The sequence below is a fragment of the Haemophilus sp. SZY H56 genome (assembly GCF_054332415.1).
Genome location: NZ_JBTGNX010000003.1, coordinates 19,107 through 44,084, shown reverse-complemented (window position 1 = coordinate 44,084; position 24,978 = coordinate 19,107). Strand labels below are relative to the sequence as shown.

The window sequence follows — 24,978 nt, the reverse complement described above, 5'->3', positions numbered from 1 at the left end:
TTGATATCGCAATGCGATTAGGTGGGCTATTATGCAAGAATTGGCCCGGTATTGCAAAGGTTAATTTATCAATTCGGTGAATTTGACGAGAAAATCAACCGCACTTTTGAGGTAAAACCATGAACTATCTCCAATACTACCCTACCGATGTTGTAAATGGCGAAGGCACGCGTTGTACCCTTTTCGTTAGCGGTTGTACGCATGGTTGCCGTGGTTGCTACAACCAAAAGAGTTGGTCTTTTGATAATGGCGTATTATTTGATGAAGCAATGGAGCAACAGATCATCAATGATTTAAAAGATACGCGCATTAAACGTCAAGGACTTACACTTTCTGGTGGGGATCCGATGCATCCTCGTAATGTTGAAGCCTTACTTCCTTTTGTACAACGTGTAAAAAAAGAATGTCCTGATAAGGATATTTGGGTGTGGACGGGATATAAACTAGATGAACTAGATGATTATCAACGCCAAATGTTACCTTATATTGACGTGCTCATTGATGGAAAATTTATACAAGAACAGGCTGACCCAAGCTTAGTTTGGCGCGGTTCAGCCAATCAAGTGATTTACCGTTTTAAGGTTTAACCGAATAAGGTTAAGCTATTCTGCCAAGCCGTTTCTTTAATTACTTCAGCATTTTCACTTCTTAAACGGCATAACACCTCAAAGGTGTGAACAATCCGTTCTGGTCGATTAGGTTGTCCTTGAAAGCCAAACACTGGCATATCTGGTGTATCCGTTTCTAATACCAGCGCATCTAATGGTAACTTCGCAATCGCTTGGCGGGTTTTATTTGCACGTTCATAAGTAATGGTGCCGCCTACGCCAATTTTATAGCCTAAATCCACAAATCGTTTTGCTTGATCATAACTTCCAGAAAAACCATGCACCACACCACATTTTGGCAAATTAGCCTGTTTTAAAAAACGGAATAATTGCTCGTGGGATTTACGACTATGTAAATTAACCGACAGATTGTATTTCTTCGCTAAATAAAGCTGACTTTCCAAAAAGTGCTGTTGCTTTTGCCATAATTCATCGGTCAATAAATCGGGAATCGCACACTCTAAGCCTATTTCTGCTACGGCTGTACAATTTTGATTACGAATAGATAATGCCGCATCCAATATCTCTAAATCATGCTCTTGATGTTCTTTGATATAAAGAGGATGTAGCCCAAGCCCATAATAAAGATGCTCAGGGAAAAGTGCGTTCATATTTTGGATCGTTTTAAAATCCGATTCTTTTACCGCCACAATCAAGATTTTTTGCACATCAGCTTGCTTAGCGTTCTCCACGAGCTGAGCTAATGGCTCACCAGTGTCATGATGAAGATAATCAAGGTGGGTATGAGTATCGAAGAAAGGCATAATGTTATTTTACTTAAGAAAAAAGGTGTGTAGATTGCGTATCCACACACCGAATTAATTATTCTACAGAAACGGATGTAATCACCACATCTTCTGTCGGCACGTCTTGGTGGAAGCCTTTATTACCGGTTTTTACTTTTTTGATTTTATCAACCACATCCATGCCTTCAACCACTTCACCGAATACGGCATAGCCCCATTCTTGCACAACTTCACGGCCAAACATCTCTTTTGAGCGATAGTTTAAGAAGTCATTATCAGCTACGTTAATGAAAAATTGTGCGGTTGCAGAATGAGGATCAGAGGTACGCGCCATGGCGATTGTGCCACGTTTGTTGCTTAAACGATTATTGGCTTCATTTTGGATCGGTGCGTTTGTTGCTTTTTCACGCATTCCGCTTTCCATACCACCGCCTTGGATCATAAATCCATCAATAACACGATGGAAAATTGTGTTATTATAGAAACCGTTTTTACAATAATTTAAAAAGTTTTCTGCAGTGATTGGCGCTTTATCAAAATCAAGTTGAATTTTAATATCGCCAAAATTTGTGTGTAATGTAACCATGTTGTTTTCCTCTTGAAAATTAAGGCATTCATTATTCCACAAATGGCGAGAAAGTGCCACCATGAGCAGAAAAAGTGCGGTCGGATTCCAATCAGAAGAGAAAAAATATGTTAAAGATCTTTAATACCCTCACTCGTGAAAAAGAAGTGTTCAAACCTATCCATGAAGGAAAAGTGGGTATGTATGTGTGCGGCGTGACCGTTTACGATTTATGCCATATTGGCCACGGCCGTACCTTTGTATGTTTTGATGTGATTGCTCGCTATTTACGCTCTTTAGGCTACGATTTAACTTATGTGCGTAATATCACGGATGTGGACGATAAAATCATTAAACGTGCATTAGAAAACAAAGAAACCTGCGATCAACTTGTGGATCGTATGGTACAAGAAATGTATAAAGATTTTGATGCGTTAAACGTATTACGCCCTGATTTTGAGCCTCGTGCGACGCATCATATCCCTGAAATTATTGAGATTGTGGAAAAACTGATTGCACGTGGTCATGCTTATGTTGCAGACAATGGTGACGTGATGTTTGATGTAGAAAGCTTTAAAGAATACGGCAAATTATCACGCCAAGATCTTGACCAATTACAAGCGGGTGCACGTATTGAAATTAATGAAATCAAGAAAAATCCAATGGATTTCGTGCTTTGGAAAATGTCGAAAGAAAACGAACCAAGCTGGCCATCCCCATGGGGCGCAGGTCGCCCAGGTTGGCACATTGAATGTTCGGCGATGAACTGCAAACAACTTGGTGAACATTTTGATATTCACGGCGGTGGTTCTGATTTAATGTTCCCGCACCACGAAAATGAAATTGCGCAATCTTGTTGTGCTCACGGTGGCCAATATGTGAATTATTGGATCCATTCTGGCATGATCATGGTAGATAAAGAAAAAATGTCGAAATCCCTCGGCAACTTCTTCACTATTCGTGATGTATTAAACCACTACAATGCAGAAGCGGTACGTTATTTCTTACTAACGGCACACTATCGTAGCCAACTCAATTATAGTGAAGAAAACCTGAATTTAGCACAAGGTGCATTGGAACGTTTGTACACCGCTTTACGTGGCACTGATCAAAGTGCGGTCGCTTTTGGTGGTGAAAATTTTGTGGAAGCCTTCCGTGAAGCCATGGACGATGATTTCAATACGCCTAATGCCCTTTCTGTCCTATTTGAAATGGCGCGTGAAATCAATAAATTGAAAACTGAAGATGCAGAAAAAGCCAATAGTCTTGCTGCGCGTTTACGTGAGTTAGCGGGTATCTTAGGTTTACTTCAACAAGATCCAGAAAAATTCTTACAAGCTGGCTCTGACGATGATGAAGTCGCAAAAATTGAAGCGCTCATCAAACAACGCAACGAAGCTCGTGCAGCTAAAGATTGGGCTGCTGCGGATGCGGCACGTAATGAACTCACCGCGATGGGAATTGTGTTAGAAGATGGCGCCAACGGCACAACGTGGCGTAAACAATAATCTCACTTTGATACAAAAACGGCGGTCAATTTGACCGCCGTTTTTCTTTTAAGAAGAAAGCATTACATTTTCGGGTTTTCCATTGTTTTTGCTTTTTTCTTCATTTCTTTTGTTTTCATATCATTAGATTGCATGCCTTCTGATTTCATATTATCCATTTTCATGTCGTGAGATTTCATATCATGAGATTTCATCATTCCATCCGATGCCATTTTGTCGTTTTGCATTGGCATAGCGTCTTTTGTCATCGGCATGGGATCTTTTGCCATCGACATTTCATTAGATTTCATATCGGTCGCATAAAGACTGGTTGCGAAGAAAAGTGCAGCAATAGCGGTAAAGGCTGTTTTTGCAGTAATATTTTTCATTTTGAATCTTCCTTAATTTGTGAATAATTAACGTTATCTAGAAAGGCCTTCCCCTTTCATTATCATTAGACGAATCAGGAACCTTTTTCTTACACATTTTCCAAGGAAAAAATATGGAAACCGGAATTTCCGATAAAGAACTGACACTAATTAGAGAGCAAATGCTGAAATTTGCCACATTACAGGTGGGCGATTCTGTATTGGCTGAAGATTTGGTGCAAGAGAGTTTTTTAAGTGCATTTAACCATCTTGAACAATTTAAACGACAAGCCGCATTTAAAACCTGGGTCTTTGCTATCTTAAAAAATAAAATCATTGATTTTCTTCGCCAGAAAGGCAAATTAGTGCTAGAAACCGAAATTGAAGATGAAGAACAAACCAATCATTTCTTTGATGAAGGGGGACACTGGAAAGCTGAACATTCCCCACTTGATCTTGAACAGAGCGAGAGTGCGGTCTATTCCGAAGAGTTTTGGCTGATTTTTGAAACTTGTTTAACTTGCCTACCGGCCAAACAAGCCAAGATTTTTATGATGAGAGAGTTTTTGGAATTATCTTCCGAAGAAATTTGCCAAGAAAATCAACTAAGTATAAGTAACTTGCACACGACGCTCTATCGTGCCCGCTTACAACTTCAAAACTGCTTATCTCATAAACTTTAAGGAGTGACTTTATGAAATGTCGCCAAGCGACTCGACTCATTTCAGATGCGCAGGAACGCCCATTAATGACCAAAGAAAAAATTGGGCTCAATTTGCATCTTTCCATTTGTACACATTGTCGTAAATTTCAACGAAATTGTGGCACATTGAGAAAATTAATGCTGGATTTCAAAGGATAAAAAAGCGGAAGACAACTTCCGCTTATAGGTCTGTTACTTCACCATTAACGCTGTTACACGTGAAATGACTTCCTTGACTTCATCATCCGTCAATTTACCTTCTTTCACAAATTGCACTTTGCCGGTTTTATCAAGCAAAATAATCACGCTGTCTTTTTCACGTAATCCCCATGCATTTTTGACCGCACTTTTATCATCTAAAATCACTTGGCTGTGGGCATTTTCTTTTTTGCCTTTTTCTGCACTACTTTTCACAAACATGCCTGTGCCCACAACAGCATCATCAGCATTAATAATCGTCGTGGTTTGATATTTAGCTTGGTTAAAATGAGCGGCTTTGATGGCTTCGATCATTGCTTGATTTTTCTCTTTTGCCGCACTTCTGCCTGCAATGTGCTGAATCACACGGACTTTGCCAGGTAATGCCGTTGCGCTCCACGATTTATACGCCACATCATTGCCATTTAAAGTAATTTCACCCTTATCTGAAACCGTTACATTAGCTAAAAGTTGGTTAGGTTGGATATTGTGAGCGAATGCATTAACTGAGATTAAACTCCCCATAACTGCACTCAAAAGCATAATTTTTTTCATAAATACCTCATAAATTCCGTGAAATTGCCCATTTTTGGCGAATAGTCACTTTTTTGTTATACTCCGTGCGCATTATACTTTGCTTAAATCAGATAAAGAAGGAAAAAGAAATGGATCAAATGCCAGCTTGCCCAAAATGTAAAGGCGAATATGTTTATCATGATTCTGTGAATTTTGTTTGCCCTGATTGTGGCAATGAGTGGAATGGTAACGAAACAGTTGAAGCCGATGAAGATCAACTGATTGTTAAAGACAGCAACGGTAACTTGTTAGCCGATGGTGATGATGTGCTTTTAATTAAAGATTTAAAATTAAAAGGTTCATCTGAAGTGTTGAAGAAAGGCACGAAATTCAAAAACATCCGTCTGGTAAACGGTGATCACAACGTTGATTGTGGCAAAATTATGTTGAAATCAGAGTTCTTGAAAAAAGCCTAAAAATTCCCGATAAAAAGAGCGGTCGATTTTAACGTTGTTTTAAATCGACCGCTCTTTTTTATTTTCGTTATACCTTCGCAGGTTTCACAATTTCACTTGGATAACAACCAAGTACTTTCAGATAATTACTGAACTGCTTAAGCTCTTCCAAGGCGATTTGGGTATCAGGATGATGAATATTTCCTTCAATTTCCAAATAGAACATTTCTTCCCAAGGTTTTCCATAAATAGGACGAGATTCAAGCTTGGTCATATTAATACCATGCTTTTTAAACACAAGTAAAGCATCCACCAAAGAACCCGCTTGTTGCGATGTTGTCATCAACAATAAGGTTTTAGTATGAATTTGCGGTGAAACTTCTCGAGCTTGTTTGGCTACCACAATAAAACGAGTAATATTGTTTTCTTGATTCGCAATATTATGTTTTAACACATGTAAGCCGTAAAGCTTGCCGCCATCTTCATTGCCCAGTGCCGCAATATTCGGTTTATTCAAGCTTGACACAAGCTGCATGGCATGAGAGCTACTTTCGCAGTACTCGATATGCACTCGCTCAAGACTTTGAATAAATTGACTACACTGCTGGATCACCTGTGGATGGCTATAAAGTGTATCAATTTTGCTTAAATCATCCTGTTCATTCACTAAAACACAATGCTTGATAGGATAAGCCAACTCGCCTACCAAAGATAAGTTGGTATGTTGAAGTAAATCATAAACTTCATTAATTGCGCCTGATGTGGTGTTTTCTAAAGGAAGTACGCCATAATCAGATTCCCCACTTTCAACCTTTTCAAAAATTTGAGCAAAGGAATCACAGCTGATTTCAGCAAATTGCTGATGGTAGCGAGCAGCATAATTACGCGCAGCCAAATTAGAGTAAGAACCACGCTTGCCTAAGAAAGCGATATGTAACGTTTCTTCTCGTTGCTCATTGAGCTTTTTCTGTAAATACACTTGCTGTGTGAGCACAGAATCTTCAATGATCTTTTGGAAGACTGCGGTAATATATTGCGGTTCAAGCTGATAATTTTGACTTTCAGAAAATTGAATAAGCTCTTGTAACAGTTGCTGCTCGCGCTCTAAATCGCGCAACGCTTTTTGCGTCACTTCTTTGCTTCTTACTACATCATATGCCAGCCGGTGACGCTCTGAAAGCAGCTTTAACAAGCTGCGATCAATTTGCGTAATTTGCTGACGAATTTCGGATAACTCTAATGCCATTTCATTCCTTATTTAAAGGTTACTTCATTATGAGGGATATATTTTTCAGCACTAATAGGTGAATTTTTCTCAAAAAATTCTTTTAAAACATCCGCATCAATAAAACCGGTGTTAACGAAAGTTGGATTTTTTGTCATGACTGGATAACCATCTCCACCGGCAGCATTATAGCTTGGGACAGAAATACGGTAAGTTTTATTTAAATCCAATGGTTTACCTTGAATTTTCACATTTTCAACTTTCTTATCCGCACGATTTACTGTCATGCTGATACCTGAATATTGTGCATAGGCACCCGAATCCACTTCTTTCAATGCCACCACATTTAAATAATCCAGTAATTCTTTACCGGTTAATTCAAAATAGCTCACAATATTACCAAATGGATGGATTTTTAAGATATCTTTATAGGTTACATCACCTTCTTGGATAGAATCACGAATACCACCTGAGTTCATGATACCAATGTCTGCTTTCGCTTTTTGACGTTGTGCTTCTGCAATTAAGTGACCAAGGTTAGTTTGTTCAAAACGAATAATGGTACGATCACCTTCTAACTTACCATTTAATTTCCCCACTTTTTGGCTTAATAAAGCATCACCTTTATCTTGGTAAGACTTTAAAAGTTTTTCCATTTCTGGATCTTGTGGAATCTCTTCGGCATAGTTCACATATTCTGTTTTACCGTCTTCTTTTTTCACTTTTTTCTTCAAGTTCACTGGAATTAATTGATAATTCACTAATTTTAACTCACCATTTTTGAACTCAAAGTCAGCTCGACCAACGTATTTACCCCATTCAAATGCTTGCATAATCCAAGTACCATTTTGGAAATCTGGTTTACATGGTTGAGTTGGTTGATAATCTTTAATCCATACCCCTTTATCATCCACGCAAATCGGATCATGGCTGTGACCACCGATAATCATATCGAATGCGCCTTTATCTAGATTACGCGCAAGACTTACATCACCAGGCGCATTTGAACCATGTTTCGCATCATAGTAATAGCCCATATGTGTTAAAGCGATTTTTACATCGGGCTTAACGGTTTCATTTAGCTCTTTTAATGTAGCTTTTGCTACCGTTGTTGGATCTTCAAATTTCACATTATGAAGGTATTCTGGGTTACCTAATTTTGCAGTATCTTCTGTGGTTAAACCGACCACGGCAATTTTAAGATCTTGTTTATTTAAAATGGTATAAGGTTTAACTAAGGTTTTACCTGTTTTGGTATTAATGACGTTTGCAGATAAGAATGGGAAGTTCGCCCATTTTTCTTGCATATCAAGAATTTGTAGTGGATTATCAAACTCATGATTACCTAATACGGTTGCTTCATAGCCCATCGCATTCATTGCTTTAATGTCAGGTTCTGCTGTTTGCATATCTGACTCAGGTACACCAGTATTAAAATCACCTGCATTTAATAAAACGAGTGAACCACCTTTTTGCTCGACTTCAGCTTTTACGCGATTAACAATTGTTTTGTGTGCAGGAAAGCCATATTCACCTTTTGCATTCGGCCAAAAATGTCCGTGCGTATCATTGGTGTGCAATATGGTAAATTGATAGGTTTTGTCCTGTTCATATGCCATTGCCGCAGAAGTTGCTAGCACAAGAAGAAGCACGGTAAATAATTTTTTCATAGTAAAAACACCTCTATTTTTGACCGCTCTTTACCTTCGCAGAAAACAAAAATAATAGAGCAAGATGGGAAATAAAAAAGCTATACTCCCGAAAGAAGTATAGCTTTTCAACAAAACACTGTTAGATGAGTACCTGCGCAGGCGCAACATAACCTTGTGGAACTTGTTTCTTATCTTCAAAGGTAACAAATTCCCACGCTTCCTGATCGGCAAGTACAGCACGGAGTAACTTATTATTTAAACCGTGACCAGATTTATAAGCTTTGAAATCACCGATGATGTTATAGCCACACATGTAAAGATCGCCAATCGCATCAAGCATCTTATGACGAACTAATTCATCTCTGAAGCGTAATCCATCTTCATTTAAGATACGGTAATCATCTAATACGATAGCATTATCTAAGCTACCACCTAATGCAAGGCCTTGAGATTGAAGATACTCAATATCTTTCATGAAACCAAAGGTTCTTGCACGACTAATTTGATGTACGAATGCTTGTGCTGAGAAATCCATCACGTAATTGCGTACATTTTTACTAATCGCAGGATGAGCAAAGTCAATTGTGAAATCTAAACGGAAACCATTGTAAGGTTTAAACTCTGCCCATTTATCACCGTCTTCTACTCGTACATTTTTCTTAATACGAATAAATTTCTTCGGTGCATTTTGTTCTTCAATACCTGCATCTAAAAGCAAATAAATAAATGGGCTTGCACTACCGTCCATGATTGGAATTTCAGGTGCATCAACTTCAATGATAATATTATCAATACCTAAACCCGCTAATGCTGCGTTTAAGTGTTCTACGGTTGAAACACGCACACCTTGTTCATTCACCAGTGCAGTACAAAGCATGGTATCACGCACTGAATTTGCATTTGCAGGGAAAGTCACCGGCGGATTAAGATCAGTACGGCAGTAAATCACGCCAGTATTCGGCATAGCCGGACGCAACGTTAATGTTACTTTTTTACCGCTATGTAAGCCAACACCTGTGACTTTAATGCTTTGTTTTAATGTTCTTTGTTTAATCATCTTTTTTACCTTATTGTTTCACAACAAGATTATGTACTATTCTTATTTATTTCTCATCACGATTAAATGATGCTGGATTAAAGAAATTAGGGTTATTTCTCAACTGTTCTAAACGACTTGGATCAAGCGGCTTATTCAAATTGCCGTATTGAGAATTCTGTTCCTGTGCAGGCTCTGATTGAGGATTGTGTCTTAATGCATCCAAGCCATGTAAACCAACGGGTGGTTTTGGTTGAATCGTTTCTTGCGCTGCCGATTGTTGTACTGCCGATTGAGGGCGAGTAATTACAACCGGCTCTGCATCAACTACATCACCTAAACCTGTTGCTACGATAGTTACACGGATTTCATTGCTCATTTCAGGGACTAAGCTGGTACCAACGACGATAGTCGCATCATCTGAAGCAAAACTACCAACAGTGCTCCCTACTACGGTAAACTCATCAAAGCCAAGATCCATCCCAGCGGTAATATTAACAAGTATACCTTTAGCATCAGAAAGCTCAACTTTCTCTAGTAAATCATTTTTGATCGCAAGACGTGCCGCTTCTTCTGCTCGACCTGCACCAGGTTCACTTTGAGCCGAGCCAAAACCAATCATCGCCTGCCCCATCTCTGACATAACGGTTCTTACGTCTGCAAAGTCCACGTTAATTAAGCCAGGAGAGGTGATCATATCGGAGATCCCCATAACAGAATTACGTAAAACATCATTAGCCGCAGCAAAAGCATCAATTAACGTTGCATTTTTCGGGAGAACTTTTTGAATTTGTTGATTAGGAATGATGATCATTGAATCCACATATTGGGAAAGATCCTTGATACCAAGCTCAGCAAATTGCATACGTTTTTTGCCTTCGAAGTTAAATGGTTTGGTCACGATAGCAACAGTTAATATACCTAATTCCTTTGCGACTTTAGCGACAACAGGTGCAGCTCCCGTACCCGTTCCGCCTCCCATACCTGCAGCGATGAAAACCATGTCTGCACCTTCAAGCATTTTACGGATTTCTTCTTGATCGTCTTCAGCCGCCTTACGACCTATATTAGGATTCGCTCCCGCCCCAAGACCTTTCGTTGTTGCCCCACCGATTTGTACAGTTTGTTGAACCTGGCTTTTACGTAATGCTTGTGCATCGGTATTTACCGCATAGAATACGATCTTACCGTGTTCATCACTATCAATTGCATTCTCGCCCAAGAAATTACCATTAAATTCTTGTTGCACCATATTAGCAACCATGTGGTTAACTGCGTTACCGCCGCCTCCACCGACACCGACAACCTTTATCAGCGCTCCTGTTTGCTCTTCAAAATCACCATACTCTGGGTATAACATTTGCTGTTCTCCGTTACTGCTAATACTTTGCTAGCACATTAAAAAAGTTAAATTGTTTCTATTCTAAATTAAAAATCTAAATTTTTCAAAATTCTGACTTCACTTTATTAAAAATATTTTTGAGCGATTTCCAAAATTTTGTACCAATCGATTCATCGGAATAATCATTATCGATCGGATCATTATCACTATTTTGATGATGATATTGTAATAAGCCTACAACAGTAGAATATTGTGGACGATTGACATAATCAGTTAATCCAGTAATATTTAGCGGACTGCCGATACGCACTTGGCAACCAAAAACGCTTGCGGCACAACTTTTCAGATCTTCCATCTGTGCGCCACCACCTGTAATCACTATACCTGCGATAAGTTCAAATTTAATATGTCTAGTTTCTAATTCTGCTTTAAGTTTATCTAATTCATCTTTAACCACTCCGAGTAATTCAATATATCTTGCTGAAGTAATTAAAGATAAATCACTCTTGGTTAAAGCACGCGGCGCTCTTCCTCCAATACTCGCCACTTCAATTTTCTTATCACCGTGTAAACGCGCTGGATACAAAGCGCTGGCATAATTCACTTTTATGCGCTCTGCTTCCACCCGAGAAATCGTACAAGCGTGAGCTATATCATTGGTCACAATATTGCCAGCATATGGAATCACTTTACTAAAACGTAACGAACCACTGGTATAAACCATCATATTCATTGTGCCCGCACCAAAATCGACAAGACAAACGCCGAGATCTTTTTCATCCTCTGTCAAAACAGAATGAGTAGCGGCAAAGCCTGAAAATACAACTTTATCCACTTGTAACCCACAACGCTCAACCGCTTTTTTCAAATTATTTTGCCAATCTTGATGACAAGCAATTAAATGTACATTTGCTTTTAAACGAACGCCTCGCAAGCCTAATGGATTTTTTATATTAATCTGTTTATCTACTGCATATTCTTGTGGAATAATATGTAATAAAGAAAGACCTTCTGATAATTTCACCGAACTTGCAGTATGTAAAGCATCATCGATCTGATCCTGGGTGACTTCATTTTCAGAAATAGCAACAAAACCACTTTCATTTAAGCTTTGAATATGTTCACCTGTAATAGCTAGTGTAACACTCATTATCTGACAATCCGCCATTGACTCGGCGGCTTCAATTGCTCGTTGAATAGAATTAACTACGGCATCTAAATCAGTAATGCTTCCGCGATCAATTCCTTTGGAAGGACAACTGCCGACCCCAAGAACATTCACAACGCCATCAGGAAGTACTTCCCCGACAACAGCAACCACTTTTGATGTCCCTACTTCAAGGCCTACAATTACTTTCGGTTCCAATTCTTTTGTCATTTTCTCATTACACCCAATAAATTATTCTTATTTATCTATTAATCCGACCGCTGCAGATAAAGACGCATAACGCAAATCCACATAATTAATGCGCTTTCCTTCTGGAACTTCAATTTGTGGAAAAATCGTTACAAACCGATCCAACTTAGGCTTCCAATCACCCCGCCCAAGTTTTAGTATTATATCGTTATCTAACGTAACTTGCCATGCACCGCGCTCGTCAATCGTGACTCCCTTGACCATTAAATTTTTGGCCTTAAAATCAGCATAAATTTGCCCCCAAGCTTCTAACACTTTTAGATTTTGGTAATCTGGTCCTCCTAAATACGGGAAGGTTTTTTCTTTTAACTTATCCATGGGCAATTGGAAAACTATGCCATCTTTCGTAACAAATTCCGTCTTATTCCAAATTGCAACTGGTTGATATTCAGATAACCAAATACTTAAACGGTTTGGCCAAACTTTTCGAACGACAGCACCTTTTACCCAAGGGATCGTTTCAAGTTGCTCCCGAATTTGCTTCACGTCTTGCGCCCAAAAGCCTTTAAGCTCACCCATTTTTAGCAGCACATCTTGCACATCAGGATAAGTGGTAAACTCATTTTGTCCAACCAATGCATAAGCTGTAATTTTTCTATCACCGTCTAAGCTTTCAAGCCAACTTTGCCAATTTGAATAAACGAAATAACCTAGCCCCGCACAAAGTAACACCAGCACAAGTTTAATCTGAAACATAAAACGGAATTTCCTCTCTCCGTTAGATGAACGTCCCAATTTTATTGGTGATGTATTTTTGCGCTTGATTACATTCATTACGCACTCAACTCCAAAATTTTCACGACGAGTTGTTCAAATGAAATACCGACTGTTGACGCAGATTTAGGGAATAAACTGTGACTTGTCATTCCTGGGTTAGTGTTTACTTCCACTAAACGGAAATTACCTTGAGCATCCGTCATGACATCAATACGGCTCCAACCTCGACAACCCACCACATCATAGGCTCGTTTCACTAATTTCGATAGCTCTTGTTCACGTTCCGTAGGAAGTCCTGCTGGACAAAAATATTGGGTATTATCGGAAATATATTTCGCATCATAATCATAAAACTCACCTTCTGGCACAATGCGAACAGCAGGCAATACTTTGCCACCTAAAACAGGCACCGTTAATTCATCCCCTGCTAACCATTCTTCAATCAAAATGGTGTTATCAAATTTAAGCGCATAATCGACCGCACTTTTTAATTCTTCTACTGCTTTTACTTTTGTCAAACCCACACTTGAACCTTCAAGAGATGGCTTAACCATCAAAGGTAAACCTAGCTTTTTGACCACTACTTCTGGGTTTAGTTCGTGAGCATTTTCTTTCGTCACGATCTCCATATCCGCGACAGGTAAACCAAAAGCTTTCCATAACATTTTAGTACGCATTTTATCCATGGTTAACGCAGAAGCCATCACGCCACAACCCGTGTAAGGCAAACCGATTTGTTCCAATAAACCTTGCATAGTGCCATCTTCACCACCGCGACCATGTAGAATGTTAAAGACGCGATCAAAACCATCTGCTTTTAAATTCGCAACATTATATTCTTTAGGATCAATACCATGAGCATTATAACCTTGGCTTACTAAGGCATTTAACACGGCTGCACCTGAATTAAGCGAAACCTCACGTTCAGCTGATGTGCCACCAAATAACACCGCAATTTTTTCTTGTTTTAAATTCATTTTTTATCCTATTTTATTATCACTAATTGCAATACTTGGAAATTTAACAAATATTTTTTATGCTTTCCAAGACTCAGCTAACCCTCGGGAGATTTTACTTACACTTCCCGCACCTTGGGCTAGAATTAAATCACCATCTTGAATAATTTGATCTAATACATTGCCAAGTTGCTCTGTATCAGAAACTAAGATCGGATCGACTTTCCCTAGATTACGAATGGAACGGCAAAGTGCTTTGCTGTCAGCTCCAACAATTGGTGTTTCGCCTGCTGCGTACACGTCTAACATAATCAATGCATCCACTTGAGATAATACTTGCACAAACTCATCAAATAAATCTCGAGTACGTGAATAACGGTGAGGCTGGAAAATCATCACAATACGTTTATCTCCCCAGCCTTCACGAGCCGCTTTAATTGTTACATCAACTTCTGTTGGGTGATGACCATAATCATCCACTAAGCGTACTTTACCATTTGGACGAATAAACTCGCCTAATTGGTCGAAACGTCTGCCCGCACCTTGGAAATCAGCAAGTGCTTCTAAAATCGCTTCATTGCCAATGCCTTCTTCTTTTGCCACAGCAAGTGCTGCCGTCGCATTTAACGCATTGTGTTTACCTGGTACATTCAATAATACATTAATACGTTCACCACTTGGACAAACTACGGTGTAATGACCTTGGAAACCGGTTTGTTCATAATCTTCGATACGATAATCAGCATGTTCACTGAAACCATAAGTTAAGACTTGACGTCCAACTTGAGGAACAAGCTCCATTAATACCGCATCATCTGCGCACATCACCGCTAAGCCATAGAACGGCAAGTTATGTAAGAATTTTACATAGGTGGCTTTCATTTTCTCAAAATCACCTTCATAGGTATCCATATGATCCGGTTCAATATTGGTCACCACAGAAACCATCGGCTGCAAGTGTAAGAAAGACGCATCACTTTCATCTGCTTCTGCGATTAAATAACGGCTTGCGCCTAAATGCGCGTTTTTACCAGCCGATTTAACTAAACCACCATTGACGAAAGTTGGGTCGAGTTTCGCTTGGGTATAAACCATCGAAATCATGGCTGTCGTTGTGGTTTTACCATGAGTTCCTGCAATCGCAATACCATGACGAAAACGCATAATTTCAGCTAACATTTGTGCACGCTGAATCACTGGAATACGATTTTGTTTTGCGGAGATTAATTCTGGGTTATTTTCATGGATCGCACTTGATACCACAACGACACTTGCCCCTTGCACATTTTCAGCTTGATGACCAATAAAAATTTTTGCACCAGCTTGAGCAAGACGTTGAGTCACGACACCATCTGCAATATCAGAACCAGAGATATCATAACCTTCATTTAATAAAATTTCGGCAATCCCGCTCATACCGGCGCCACCGATACCAATGAAATGAATTTGTTGAACCCGACGCATCTCAGGGATAATCTTTCTAATTTCGTCCGAAATATGTTTCATATTATTTCACCTTTATTTTTAACCGCACTTTTAGATTAAGGATTTATTTATTATCCCTCAACTTCTCTGTTCTTATTTCGCGTTCTCTACAATGACATCTGCTACACGTTTAGCCGCTAATGGTGCTGACATTTTTTTTGCCTTAATCGCCATCGCTAGCAAAGTTTCACGATCTGTTTTTTCTAAGAAATCGACCAACACATCCGCATTTAATTCATTCTGCTGAATGATTTTTGCGGCACCGACATCAGCAAGATATTTCGCATTTAAATATTGTTGTTGATCTTTATGCTGGAATGGTACAAAAATTGCTGGTGTCCCCACTGCTGCTAATTCACATACAGTTAACGCACCAGATCGACAAATCACCACATCTGCCCAAGCGTAGGCTTCTGCCATATCATCAATAAATTCTGTAATTTTGACCAAATCTGCGTGTTCACCATAAAGTGCGGTCACGCTTTCAACAGAACCTTTACCCACTTGATGACGTACTTCTAGTTTATCTGCCAAACGCGCTACTACTTGTGGAATTGTTTGATTGAGTACGCGAGCCCCTTGGCTTCCCCCCACGACAAGTACTCTCAATTTTCCGCTTCTTTCTGAAAAACGTGCTTGTGGTGATGGCATTTCAAATAAATCTTGGCGAACTGGGTTTCCTACCACTTCGGCATCTTTGAATGCCGTTGGGAAAGCTTGCAACACACGTGTCGCAATTTTTGCTAACCATTCATTAGTTAAACCTGCCACCGCATTTTGTTCATGTAAAATAACTGGCACACCGCAAAGTTTTGCAGCAATACCACCTGGGCCGGACACATAACCACCCATGCCTAATACAGCATTAGGTTGATATTCTTGAATAATTTTACGAGCTTGCAATACTGCTCTAAAAATAGCAAAAGGTGCGCCTAGTAATGCTTTAATGCCTTTACCACGCAACCCTGAAATTTGAATAAAACGAATAGGAATGCCATGTTTTGGTACAAGCTGTGCTTCCATGCGATCTTTTGTACCTAACCAGCAAATTTCCCAACCTTCTTTTTGTAAGGTTTGAGCAACAGCGATGGCGGGGAAAACATGTCCACCAGTACCACCTGCCATAACTAATAATTTTTTACTCATAAATATCCCTAATCATCTCTCAGACGAGCTTGACCACCACGTTGTAATCTATTTTCATGGTCAATACGCAATAAAATTCCTACTGTTGCCGACATAATAATGATACTTGAACCACCGTAACTCACTAATGGGAAAGTTAAACCTTTTGTCGGTAACATCCCTAAGGCCATGCCCAGATTGACGAAACCTTGGAAGAAAATCCAGAAGCTAATACCTAAAGCAAAAAAACCTCGGAAACGTTGTTCTAACATAAGTGACTCACGTCCAATTTTCATTGCACGAAAAATCAATAAACCTAAGAGAATCACCACCACCAAAATACCAATAAAACCAAACTCTTCACCAATAATCGCCATGATAAAGTCAGTATGAGCTTCAGGAAGATAATCAAGTTTTTGAATGGAGTTACCCAGTCCTTCCCCACTAATTTCACCACGACCAAACGCCATCAAAGAGTTAGTCAGCTGAAATCCTGTTCCATAAGGATCTTTAAACGGTTCTAAGAAACCGGTAAACCGTTTTAAACGATAAGAGGCTGAAAGGACCAACCAAACAAAGAGAAGTATGCCTGTACCAATTAGCAAAATAAATTGCCAAAAATTTGCACCGACAATAAAAAGCATACCGAAAGTAATAATAAACAGTACAACGGTACTCCCTAAGTCAGGCTGAGCGAGTAAGAATACCCCTAATACTCCCATCACAATGAAAGGCTTAGCTGCACTGAATTTTTTACCTCGAACTTCATCATAACGACGCGTAAAATAGCTCGCGAGAAAACAGGTTAAAGCTAACTTCGCAAATTCCGCAGGCTGGAAATTTAAAATCCCTAAAGAAATCCAACGTTTTGCACCATTAACAGAAGTCCCGATACCGAGAACCAGTATTAATAAAACAATGGCTAATAAGAAAATTTTAGCGTGCCACTTTTCCCATTGAGAAGAAGAAATTTGGAGCGTTAAATAGCAAGTTGCTAAAGAAAGTAAGACATAAACGGCATCACGTTTAGCAAAATAGAATGTATCATTAAATACGCGTGCACTGTAAGGCATTGAAGCAGAAGTTACCGCGACTAAACCAATCAGCAATAGCACGACAAAAAGCCAAAACAATGCGCGATCGTAAAGTAACCCTTGTGGCGTCACTCTCGCCCATTGTTCATAATTTTGTTTAATTTTATTGATAAATTCCATTACTGCCCTAATTCTTTAAGCTAATTTTGCTAAACGAGTAAACTCTTCGCCGCGTTTTTCAAAAGAGGCAAATTGATCCAAACTTGCACAAGCAGGAGATAATAACACCATATCGCCTGCTTTTAAATGTGGACGTAAAAATGAAATAGCTTGTTCCATAGTTTCAAACAAATGACTTTGACTTGAAAGTGCAGCGAGTTGTTTGCCATCACGACCAAAGCAATAGGTTGAAATATAAGGTTGGTTGATTAAATCAGCGAGTTCAGAAAAATCTGCACCTTTACCATCACCACCTAATAAAAGGTGTAATGTTCCCTCAACATATAACCCTGCCAATGCTGCAACGGTGCTACCTACATTAGTGGCTTTAGAATCATTAATCCAACGAACACCATTCGCTTGATGGGCTAATTGGAAACGATGATCTAAGCCTTTAAATTGACGAAGTGTGGTACGAATTGCCTCTAAATTTATACCTACTGCTTGTGCTAACGCTGTCGCCGCTAAAATATTCATGTAATTATGACGGCCAACTAAGGTCGCTTCATCACAAGGTAAAATGACTTCCTCTTTCGCCATTAAGTACTGTTTACCGTTTTCGGTTTTTAGCCAGTAATCCGCTTGATTTTCAGCAAAAGACACCACCTTCTTAGCTTGATTTTCACCTTCGCCAAACGTGAGTTTATCTTCTAAATTCACTACTGCTGTTTCCGCATTGTGGTAAATACGCAATTTGGCTTGGCGATAATCTTCTAAATCAACATAGCGATCCATGTGATCTTCAGTCACATTAAGCACTGTCGCTGCAGCCGCTTTCAAACTATAAGTGGTTTCAAGTTGGAAACTGGAAAGTTCTAAGACATAAAGATCACAATCTTCATTTAATAATGACAACGCAGGAATGCCAATGTTTCCACCCATTCCCACTTTTATTCCGGCCGCTTTCGCCATTTCATAGACCAATGTTGTCACGGTGCTTTTACCGTTAGAACCAGTAATTCCTACAATTGGCTTCGTTGCTGCTCGGCAGAATAATTCGATATCTCCTATTACTTCCACGCCAGCTGAAAGTGCGGTCTGAATTTCAGGTGTTTTTACCGCGAGTCCTGGGCTAATGACAATAATATCGCTTTCAAGTAACCATTGTTGATTTAGACTACCTGTGTGTAAAGGAACATTTTTAGGTAATTGCTCTGCTCCTGCTGGATGTTGACGTGTATCAATCACACGGATATTAGCTTGTTGAGATTGAAGATATTCAACGCAAGAAAGGCCTGTTTTTCCGAGGCCTATGATGGTGATAGTTTTATTTTGATATAGAGTTGTCATGTTGTTTTTCTTCTCTAGTATTCTGGGATCACGCAGGGTGCAACAAGTGCACCCTACAAAAATTATCTTAGTTTGAGCGTTACAAGCCCCATCAACACTAACATCAAGGATATAATCCAAAACCGAATAATCACTCTTGGTTCTGGCCAACCTTTCAATTCAAAGTGGTGATGAATTGGTGCCATTCTGAAAATACGTTGTTTTCTTAATTTGTAAGAACCCACTTGCAAAATCACAGACAAGGCTTCAACAACAAATACCCCGCCCATAATCACTAATAAGAATTCTTGGCGAACAAGGATGGCAACAACACCAAGTGCGCCACCAAGTGCTAGAGACCCCACATCGCCCATAAAGACTTGAGCCGGATAAGTGTTAAACCATAAGAATCCTAAGCCTGCCCCTACGATTGCAGTACAGAATACCACGACTTCAGAACTATATTTGATGTAAGGAATATGTAAGTATTCTGCAAAATTAACGTTACCGGTCGCCCATGCAATCAAAGCAAATGCACCAGCCACTAATGCTGTTGGCATGATGGCAAGACCATCTAAACCGTCGGTCAAGTTTACCGCATTACCTGTACCCACAATTACAAAGTAAGACAACACAATATAGAATAGGCCTAATTGTGGCATGATATCTTTGAAGAATGGAATCACTAAACGAGTTGCATCTGTATCATGACCTAACCAATACAACCAAATGATCGCCACTAATGCGACGACTGACATCCAGAAATATTTCCAACGCGCAATTAAACCATCGGTATTTTTACGCGTGATTTTACGGAAATCATCCACAAAGCCAATTGCACCATAGCCAAATAGCACAAATAAACAAATCCAAACATAAGGATTCGTTAAGTTGGCCCATAATAACGTACTTACGCCGATGGAGAATAAAATCATCACACCGCCCATGGTTGGTGTACCTTTTTTCGCAAAATGACTTTCAGGACCATCATTACGCACTTCTTGGCCAAATTTTAAAATTTGAAGGCGTTTGATCACTTTCGGACCAATCCATAAAGAAATGAAAAGTGCGGTCAATAATGCCAAAATCGCACGTACGGTAATATAGGAAATGGCATTGAATGCCGTTTCATAGTGAACTAAGTATTCAGCAAGCCAAACTAACATAAGCTATCCTTTAATGAATAAATCGTCTCTTCCATTTTCATTGAGCGCGAGCCTTTCGCTAATACGACGACTTTTTGGTTTTCTTGTAATTTCTGTTTAATAATATCTAACGCATAAGCTTTCAATTCAGCTTTATCTTTAAAATGTTTTCCAAAAACAGCTTCAGAAATGACCGCACTTTCTATTCCGTAAGAAAGCACTAAATCTAATTTAGCTTGTTTTGCATGTTCGCCCACTTGTTGATGACATTTTAGGCTATCCTCGCCTAATTCTTTCATATCGCCCACAAGTAGAATACGGAAAGCATCATAACCTTTTAAAACATCAATCGCAGCTTGTAAAGAATCAACATTCGCATTGTAAGTATCATCTAATAAAAGTAGATTTTCATTCACTTGAATCGGGAATAAGCGTCCTTTTACTTGAGAGCGATGTTCAAGACCTGCTTTTACATCAGCAAGACTCGCGCCCACATTCATAGCAAGTGCGGTCGCAGCCAAGGCATTTTTTACATTATGCTCACCTAAATAAGGCAAATTAATTTCAATACTACCTTTTGGCGAAACTAACGTAAACATCGAGCCATTAGGTGCATGTTTGACATTTTCAGCTTTGTAATCACGCCCATTGAAATATTGAATAGCATGGGAACCAATTTCTTTTTGCCATAATTCAATATAATTATGTTCGCTGTTAATAATCGCCACGCCATTTTGAGTTAAACCGCGGTAGATTTCACCTTTTGCACGTGCTACACCTTCAATGGAACCAAAACCCTCTAAATGTGCAGCTGCCACGTTATTCACTAGTGCTGCTTCTGGCTGAGCAAGATGCGTCGTGTAATCAATTTCACCTTGATGATTTGCACCTAATTCAATAACGGCAAATTTATGTTGTTCGGTTAAGCGTAATAATGTGAGTGGTACCCCAATATCGTTGTTGAAATTACCATTAGTGAATAGCACTGCTTCTGCATTACCTGCCGTTTGTTGCAAAATGGATGCTGTCATCTCTTTCACCGTGGTTTTACCTGATGAACCCGTCATCGCTACGGTACGAGGATTAATTTTTTCACGTAACCATTTTGCTAATTGACCAAGCGCTAAACGCGTATCTGCAACAACTAATTGAGGCGTTACTATTTCAGTATTGGCTTGTTGCACAACTAAGGCTGTTGCACCTTGCTCAACGGCTTTATCTAAGTATTGATGGGCATCAAAATGCTCACCTTTTAACGCAAAGAAAAGCGAGTTAGATACCGCTTTGCGCGTATCAGTATTGATATTTTCAACAACGGCCTGCCCATCACCAATCAGTTTGGCATTGAATATTTGGGCAAGCTGTTGGGTAGTAAGTTTAATCATTCTGTTTTTTTATTTTTTCATTAAATAGGCTTCCGCCACTTCTTGATCGGAGAAATGAAGTGTCTTATCACCAATGATCTGATAGTTTTCATGGCCTTTACCGGCAATCACAATCACATCGTTTTCAACGGCATTTTCAATCGTAAATCTGATGGCCTCTTCGCGATCCGGAATGACACCAACATCTTCCATTCGACTAAAACCCGTAAGAATATCTGCCTCAATTTTATTTGGCTCTTCTGTGCGTGGATTATCTTGGGTTACGATCACTAAATCAGCAAATTGTTCTGCAGCTTTTGCCATCAATGGACGCTTGCCTGCATCACGATCACCGCCGCAGCCAAAGATACACCAAAGTTTACCTTTGCAATGCTCACGAGCAGCATTCAATGCTTTTTCTAACGCATCTGGAGTATGCGCATAATCAACGATAACCGTTGGTTTTTCTGCTTTTTTAATAAGTTCCATTCTTCCATTTACTCCTTTTAGTTGTGAAACAGTACGGATAAGATCATCGAAAGAATAACCTAAAGCCAATAAAACAGCCGTGGCTAACAACAGATTACTCACGTTAAAAGCGCCAATTAATGGGCTATGTAATGTGCCATTCCCCCAACTTGATACAAACTCAATGACTGCTCCTTCATGAGTAAAACGAATTTGAGTAGCATAAAGCCATTGTTGAGATGTTGGATGGAAATTGGGGTGACAGCTGACTGCGATACCATTTGGTAATTCATTTAACCATGCGGCCCCAATGGGATCGTCAGCATTAAGAATTTGTAATTCAGATGCTAAATCAACGAAAAAACGTTTTTTAGCTTCGGCATACTTTTCCATTGTTTTGTGATAATCCAAATGATCGCGACTTAAATTGGTAAAAATAGCAGCTTTAAATTTGAGCGCTTCAACACGATATTGAGCTAAACCATGTGAAGACACTTCGATAGATGCAAAATCAGCCCCTTTCTCTACAAAATCAGCGAGGTTTGCTTGAACTTCAACGGCTGAACCTGTGGTATTTTTAGCTTCCTTAACTTGACCTAATAAACCATTACCAATCGTGCCCATAACTGCTGCTTTATGACCTAACAGCGTAGCCCATTGGGCTAACAATTGAGAAACGGTGGTTTTACCGTTTGTTCCCGTGACGCCGACTAAAGTCAATTTTTCTGAAGGATTTTCATAGAATTGACCTGCCAACGCCGAAAGATTGGCAGATAAATGATAATAATGAATCACAGGCACATTATTTTGCCATTGGATGCTCAAATGCTCGTTTTCTAAATCTGTTTCTAAAATAACCGCACTTACACCAGAAGAAATGGCTTGAGGAACAAATTGACTCGCATCAAAACGATGCCCTTTTACTGCCACAAACAAATCACCTTGGGTCACTTTGCGGCTGTCTAACACCATCGCCTTCACATTAATGTCTGAAAGCACCGGAAGATCAAAAAGTGCGGTCAATTTTTTCATTGTTTTGCCTTTTCTTAATTCATTTTTTCAAGTTTTTGATCGCTTAAGCGAACAGTGCGTCTTGCTGTTTTTTCTGTTGGTTCTGCATCTGGCGCAATACCGTTAGCACGCAAGGTATAACCCATAATGCTCGAGAATACTGGCGCAGATATCGCACCACCATAGTACTGTCCTGCTTTCGGATCGTTGATCAAAATAACGAGTGCATAACGTGGATCGCTAATTGGTGCAATACCCGCTGTAAATGCCACATATTTATGAACATAGTGACCATTTTCAACTTTACGCGCTGTACCGGTTTTCGCGCCTACACGATACCCTTCAACCATCGCACGTTTATTTTTGATTGCCACTTTCTCTAACATACCCACGACGTCTTTCGTGATTTTTTCAGAGAAAACACGTTGACCAATAACCGGCGGATCAACTTTAGTGATAGAAAGTGGACGATAAATCCCGAAGCTCCCTAAAGTAGCATAGGCACGCGCAATTTGTAATGGTGTTGAAGTGAAACCATAACCATAAGCCACAGTTGCACGTTCGATATCCGCCCAACGTTTACGGTTTGCATTTAATACACCACGTTGCTCACCAATTAAGCCTAACTCTGTATCTTTGCCTAAACCAGCATTTTGGTAAGTTTCCATTAATGCTGAAGGTGGCATACGAAACGCAAGACGAGTCACACCACGGTTACTAGAGTTAATCAAAATTTCATCTAAGGTTTGTTGTGGGCGAGGTGCCACGTCCACAATTTCTTTACCACTTACGGTAAATGAACCTGTATTAATCACTTCATCACGTCTCGCTGCACCACGTTGAAGAGCGGTCAAAACAACGAAAGGTTTTACTGTTGAACCTGGTTCAAAGGTATCCGTAATCGCACGGTTACGTTTTAATTCATCTTTCACATTAGCCAAGTTATTTGGGTTGTAAGAAGGCGCTGTTGCCATTGCTAATACTTCACCCGTACGCACATCTACCAATACCGCAGTACCAGATTCAGCTTTGTTCTCAGTTACTGCTTTTTTGATTTCGCGGTATACCATTGATTGCAATTTTTCATCGATGCTTAAGGTTACATCTTGTGCATCGTATTTTTTCTCATCTGCAATATGCTCAACCACGTTACCACGTTTGTCTTTACGTACAACACGCGCACCGTCTTTCCCCACTAACATAGAGTTGAAACTTGCCTCAACGCCTTCAATCCCTTTACCATCAATGTTGGTAAAGCCGATTAATTGAGCCGCTTCTTCTACACGTGGATAAAATCGACGTGGTTCAGTCTCTAATGAAATACCTTTAATTTTGAGGTCACGAATATAATTCGCTTTGCTCGCTTCTACTTGACGCGCTAAATACAAAAAACCTGATTTTGCATTTTTCTCAATTTTTTTCACCAACTCAGCTGGTGTCATATTTAATTCGTTAGCAAGGGCTTTAATACGTTCTTTGTCATCTAATGCATTTTCTTTTAGCATTAAACGCGGTTCAGCCACAATTGCACTCATCGGCACACTCACCGATAACAATTGGCCATTACGATCTAAAATTGATCCTCGAACAGAAAGCACGTCATCTTTACGTAATGAACGTTTGTCCGCTTCACCAGAAAGGGTTTCAGAATTAACCGATTGCACATAAGCAGCACGAGCCACTAATGCGCCTAAGCCTAAGAAAATAAAACTTGTCGCGATGAGATAACGACCACGAAGGAAACATTTCTCAAACACCATTTTCGGTTTGTTTGGTTTTACTGACGCTGGTTGAGCCAATTTTCTAATTGTTTTCTTTGGCTTTGCTGGTTTCTTAGAGGAATTAAATCTAACCATTTTATTCAAAA

General features: G+C 39.5%; 24 protein-coding genes. 5 read left to right on the top strand and 19 right to left on the bottom strand.

Features of this window, described 5'->3' with window-relative positions:
* Positions 1-119: 119 nt before the first annotated feature.
* On the top strand, positions 120-587 hold the full coding sequence (nrdG, locus tag ACXVWP_RS03200; RefSeq protein ID WP_005696501.1) for an anaerobic ribonucleoside-triphosphate reductase-activating protein: 468 nt from the start codon (positions 120-122) through the stop codon (positions 585-587).
* On the opposite strand, the gene ACXVWP_RS03195 is transcribed toward nrdG, so the two are convergent.
* On the bottom strand, positions 584-1,372 hold the full coding sequence (locus tag ACXVWP_RS03195; protein WP_289901294.1) for a TatD family hydrolase: 789 nt from the start codon (positions 1,370-1,372) through the stop codon (positions 584-586). The two genes, nrdG and ACXVWP_RS03195, sit on opposite strands and share 4 nt — an antisense overlap.
* 58 nt (positions 1,373-1,430) lie before the next feature.
* A complete protein-coding gene (locus ACXVWP_RS03190) occupies positions 1,431-1,940 on the bottom strand; it encodes a peptidylprolyl isomerase (RefSeq protein ID WP_289901295.1) in 510 nt (169 codons plus the stop codon).
* Between the two features lie 107 nt (positions 1,941-2,047).
* Here ACXVWP_RS03190 and cysS point away from each other — a divergent pair, with 107 nt between their 5' ends.
* Positions 2,048-3,427 (top strand): cysteine--tRNA ligase, encoded by a 1,380-nt coding sequence (gene cysS, locus ACXVWP_RS03185; RefSeq protein ID WP_289901296.1) that lies wholly within the window; start codon positions 2,048-2,050, stop codon positions 3,425-3,427.
* A gap of 62 nt (positions 3,428-3,489) precedes the next feature.
* Here the strand turns inward: cysS and ACXVWP_RS03180 are convergent, their stop codons facing one another.
* A complete protein-coding gene (locus ACXVWP_RS03180; RefSeq protein WP_289901297.1) occupies positions 3,490-3,795 on the bottom strand; it encodes a hypothetical protein in 306 nt (101 codons plus the stop codon).
* Between the two features lie 113 nt (positions 3,796-3,908).
* On the opposite strand from ACXVWP_RS03180, the gene ACXVWP_RS03175 reads away from it, so the two are divergent.
* Together ACXVWP_RS03175 and ACXVWP_RS03170 are read left to right on the top strand one after the other, a co-directional pair.
* Positions 3,909-4,457, top strand: coding sequence for a sigma-70 family RNA polymerase sigma factor (locus ACXVWP_RS03175; protein ID WP_289901298.1), 549 nt, complete (start codon positions 3,909-3,911; stop codon positions 4,455-4,457).
* A gap of 11 nt (positions 4,458-4,468) precedes the next feature.
* A complete protein-coding gene (locus ACXVWP_RS03170) occupies positions 4,469-4,636 on the top strand; it encodes an anti-sigma factor family protein (protein WP_289901299.1) in 168 nt (55 codons plus the stop codon).
* Positions 4,637-4,669: 33 nt separating this feature from the next.
* Here the strand turns inward: ACXVWP_RS03170 and ACXVWP_RS03165 are convergent, their stop codons facing one another.
* Positions 4,670-5,230 (bottom strand): YtfJ family protein, encoded by a 561-nt coding sequence (locus tag ACXVWP_RS03165; protein WP_289901300.1) that lies wholly within the window; start codon positions 5,228-5,230, stop codon positions 4,670-4,672.
* Between the two features lie 110 nt (positions 5,231-5,340).
* On the opposite strand from ACXVWP_RS03165, the gene ACXVWP_RS03160 reads away from it, so the two are divergent.
* Positions 5,341-5,667: a zinc ribbon domain-containing protein YjdM gene (locus ACXVWP_RS03160; protein ID WP_005699889.1), complete on the top strand. Its 327-nt coding sequence runs from the start codon at positions 5,341-5,343 to the stop codon at positions 5,665-5,667.
* A 67-nt stretch (positions 5,668-5,734) separates the two neighbouring features.
* Here the strand turns inward: ACXVWP_RS03160 and pheA are convergent, their stop codons facing one another.
* From pheA to ACXVWP_RS03085, 15 genes are all read right to left on the bottom strand, one after another.
* The gene (pheA, locus tag ACXVWP_RS03155; protein ID WP_289901301.1) at positions 5,735-6,892 is read right to left on the bottom strand and encodes a prephenate dehydratase; all 1,158 of its coding nucleotides are present in this window, start codon (positions 6,890-6,892) and stop codon (positions 5,735-5,737) included.
* Between the two features lie 8 nt (positions 6,893-6,900).
* Positions 6,901-8,541 carry a bifunctional UDP-sugar hydrolase/5'-nucleotidase UshA gene (gene ushA, locus ACXVWP_RS03150; RefSeq protein ID WP_458473245.1) on the bottom strand — a complete coding sequence of 547 codons (1,641 nt, stop codon included), beginning with the start codon at positions 8,539-8,541 and terminating at the stop codon, positions 6,901-6,903.
* A gap of 121 nt (positions 8,542-8,662) precedes the next feature.
* Positions 8,663-9,580 carry a UDP-3-O-acyl-N-acetylglucosamine deacetylase gene (gene lpxC / locus ACXVWP_RS03145; RefSeq protein WP_289901303.1) on the bottom strand — a complete coding sequence of 306 codons (918 nt, stop codon included), beginning with the start codon at positions 9,578-9,580 and terminating at the stop codon, positions 8,663-8,665.
* Positions 9,581-9,626: 46 nt separating this feature from the next.
* Positions 9,627-10,919, bottom strand: a complete 1,293-nt coding sequence (gene ftsZ / locus ACXVWP_RS03140) for a cell division protein FtsZ (protein WP_289901304.1) — start codon at positions 10,917-10,919, stop codon at positions 9,627-9,629.
* An 85-nt stretch (positions 10,920-11,004) separates the two neighbouring features.
* On the bottom strand, positions 11,005-12,279 hold the full coding sequence (ftsA, locus tag ACXVWP_RS03135) for a cell division protein FtsA (RefSeq protein WP_369866729.1): 1,275 nt from the start codon (positions 12,277-12,279) through the stop codon (positions 11,005-11,007).
* Between the two features lie 27 nt (positions 12,280-12,306).
* A complete protein-coding gene (locus ACXVWP_RS03130) occupies positions 12,307-13,092 on the bottom strand; it encodes a cell division protein FtsQ/DivIB (protein WP_289901306.1) in 786 nt (261 codons plus the stop codon).
* The gene (locus tag ACXVWP_RS03125) at positions 13,092-14,012 is read right to left on the bottom strand and encodes a D-alanine--D-alanine ligase (protein ID WP_289901307.1); all 921 of its coding nucleotides are present in this window, start codon (positions 14,010-14,012) and stop codon (positions 13,092-13,094) included. The genes ACXVWP_RS03130 and ACXVWP_RS03125 overlap by 1 nt, the downstream gene beginning before the upstream one ends.
* A gap of 57 nt (positions 14,013-14,069) precedes the next feature.
* Positions 14,070-15,497: a UDP-N-acetylmuramate--L-alanine ligase gene (gene murC / locus ACXVWP_RS03120; protein WP_297568491.1), complete on the bottom strand. Its 1,428-nt coding sequence runs from the start codon at positions 15,495-15,497 to the stop codon at positions 14,070-14,072.
* A 72-nt stretch (positions 15,498-15,569) separates the two neighbouring features.
* The gene (gene murG / locus ACXVWP_RS03115) at positions 15,570-16,622 is read right to left on the bottom strand and encodes an undecaprenyldiphospho-muramoylpentapeptide beta-N-acetylglucosaminyltransferase (RefSeq protein WP_369866728.1); all 1,053 of its coding nucleotides are present in this window, start codon (positions 16,620-16,622) and stop codon (positions 15,570-15,572) included.
* A gap of 8 nt (positions 16,623-16,630) precedes the next feature.
* Positions 16,631-17,815, bottom strand: coding sequence for a putative lipid II flippase FtsW (gene ftsW, locus ACXVWP_RS03110; RefSeq protein WP_049356601.1), 1,185 nt, complete (start codon positions 17,813-17,815; stop codon positions 16,631-16,633).
* A gap of 15 nt (positions 17,816-17,830) precedes the next feature.
* The gene (gene murD / locus ACXVWP_RS03105) at positions 17,831-19,144 is read right to left on the bottom strand and encodes a UDP-N-acetylmuramoyl-L-alanine--D-glutamate ligase (protein WP_458473242.1); all 1,314 of its coding nucleotides are present in this window, start codon (positions 19,142-19,144) and stop codon (positions 17,831-17,833) included.
* 62 nt (positions 19,145-19,206) lie between these two features.
* On the bottom strand, positions 19,207-20,289 hold the full coding sequence (gene mraY, locus ACXVWP_RS03100) for a phospho-N-acetylmuramoyl-pentapeptide-transferase (RefSeq protein WP_329504333.1): 1,083 nt from the start codon (positions 20,287-20,289) through the stop codon (positions 19,207-19,209).
* On the bottom strand, positions 20,283-21,653 hold the full coding sequence (gene murF, locus ACXVWP_RS03095) for a UDP-N-acetylmuramoyl-tripeptide--D-alanyl-D-alanine ligase (protein WP_297569998.1): 1,371 nt from the start codon (positions 21,651-21,653) through the stop codon (positions 20,283-20,285). Before murF ends, mraY begins: the two co-directional genes overlap by 7 nt.
* A gap of 9 nt (positions 21,654-21,662) precedes the next feature.
* Complete coding sequence (murE, locus tag ACXVWP_RS03090) at positions 21,663-23,132, bottom strand: UDP-N-acetylmuramoyl-L-alanyl-D-glutamate--2,6-diaminopimelate ligase (protein WP_297569999.1); 1,470 nt, start codon at positions 23,130-23,132, stop codon at positions 21,663-21,665.
* 14 nt (positions 23,133-23,146) lie between these two features.
* Positions 23,147-24,967, bottom strand: coding sequence for a penicillin-binding transpeptidase domain-containing protein (locus ACXVWP_RS03085; RefSeq protein WP_458473240.1), 1,821 nt, complete (start codon positions 24,965-24,967; stop codon positions 23,147-23,149).
* Between the last annotated feature and the right edge of the window lie 11 nt (positions 24,968-24,978).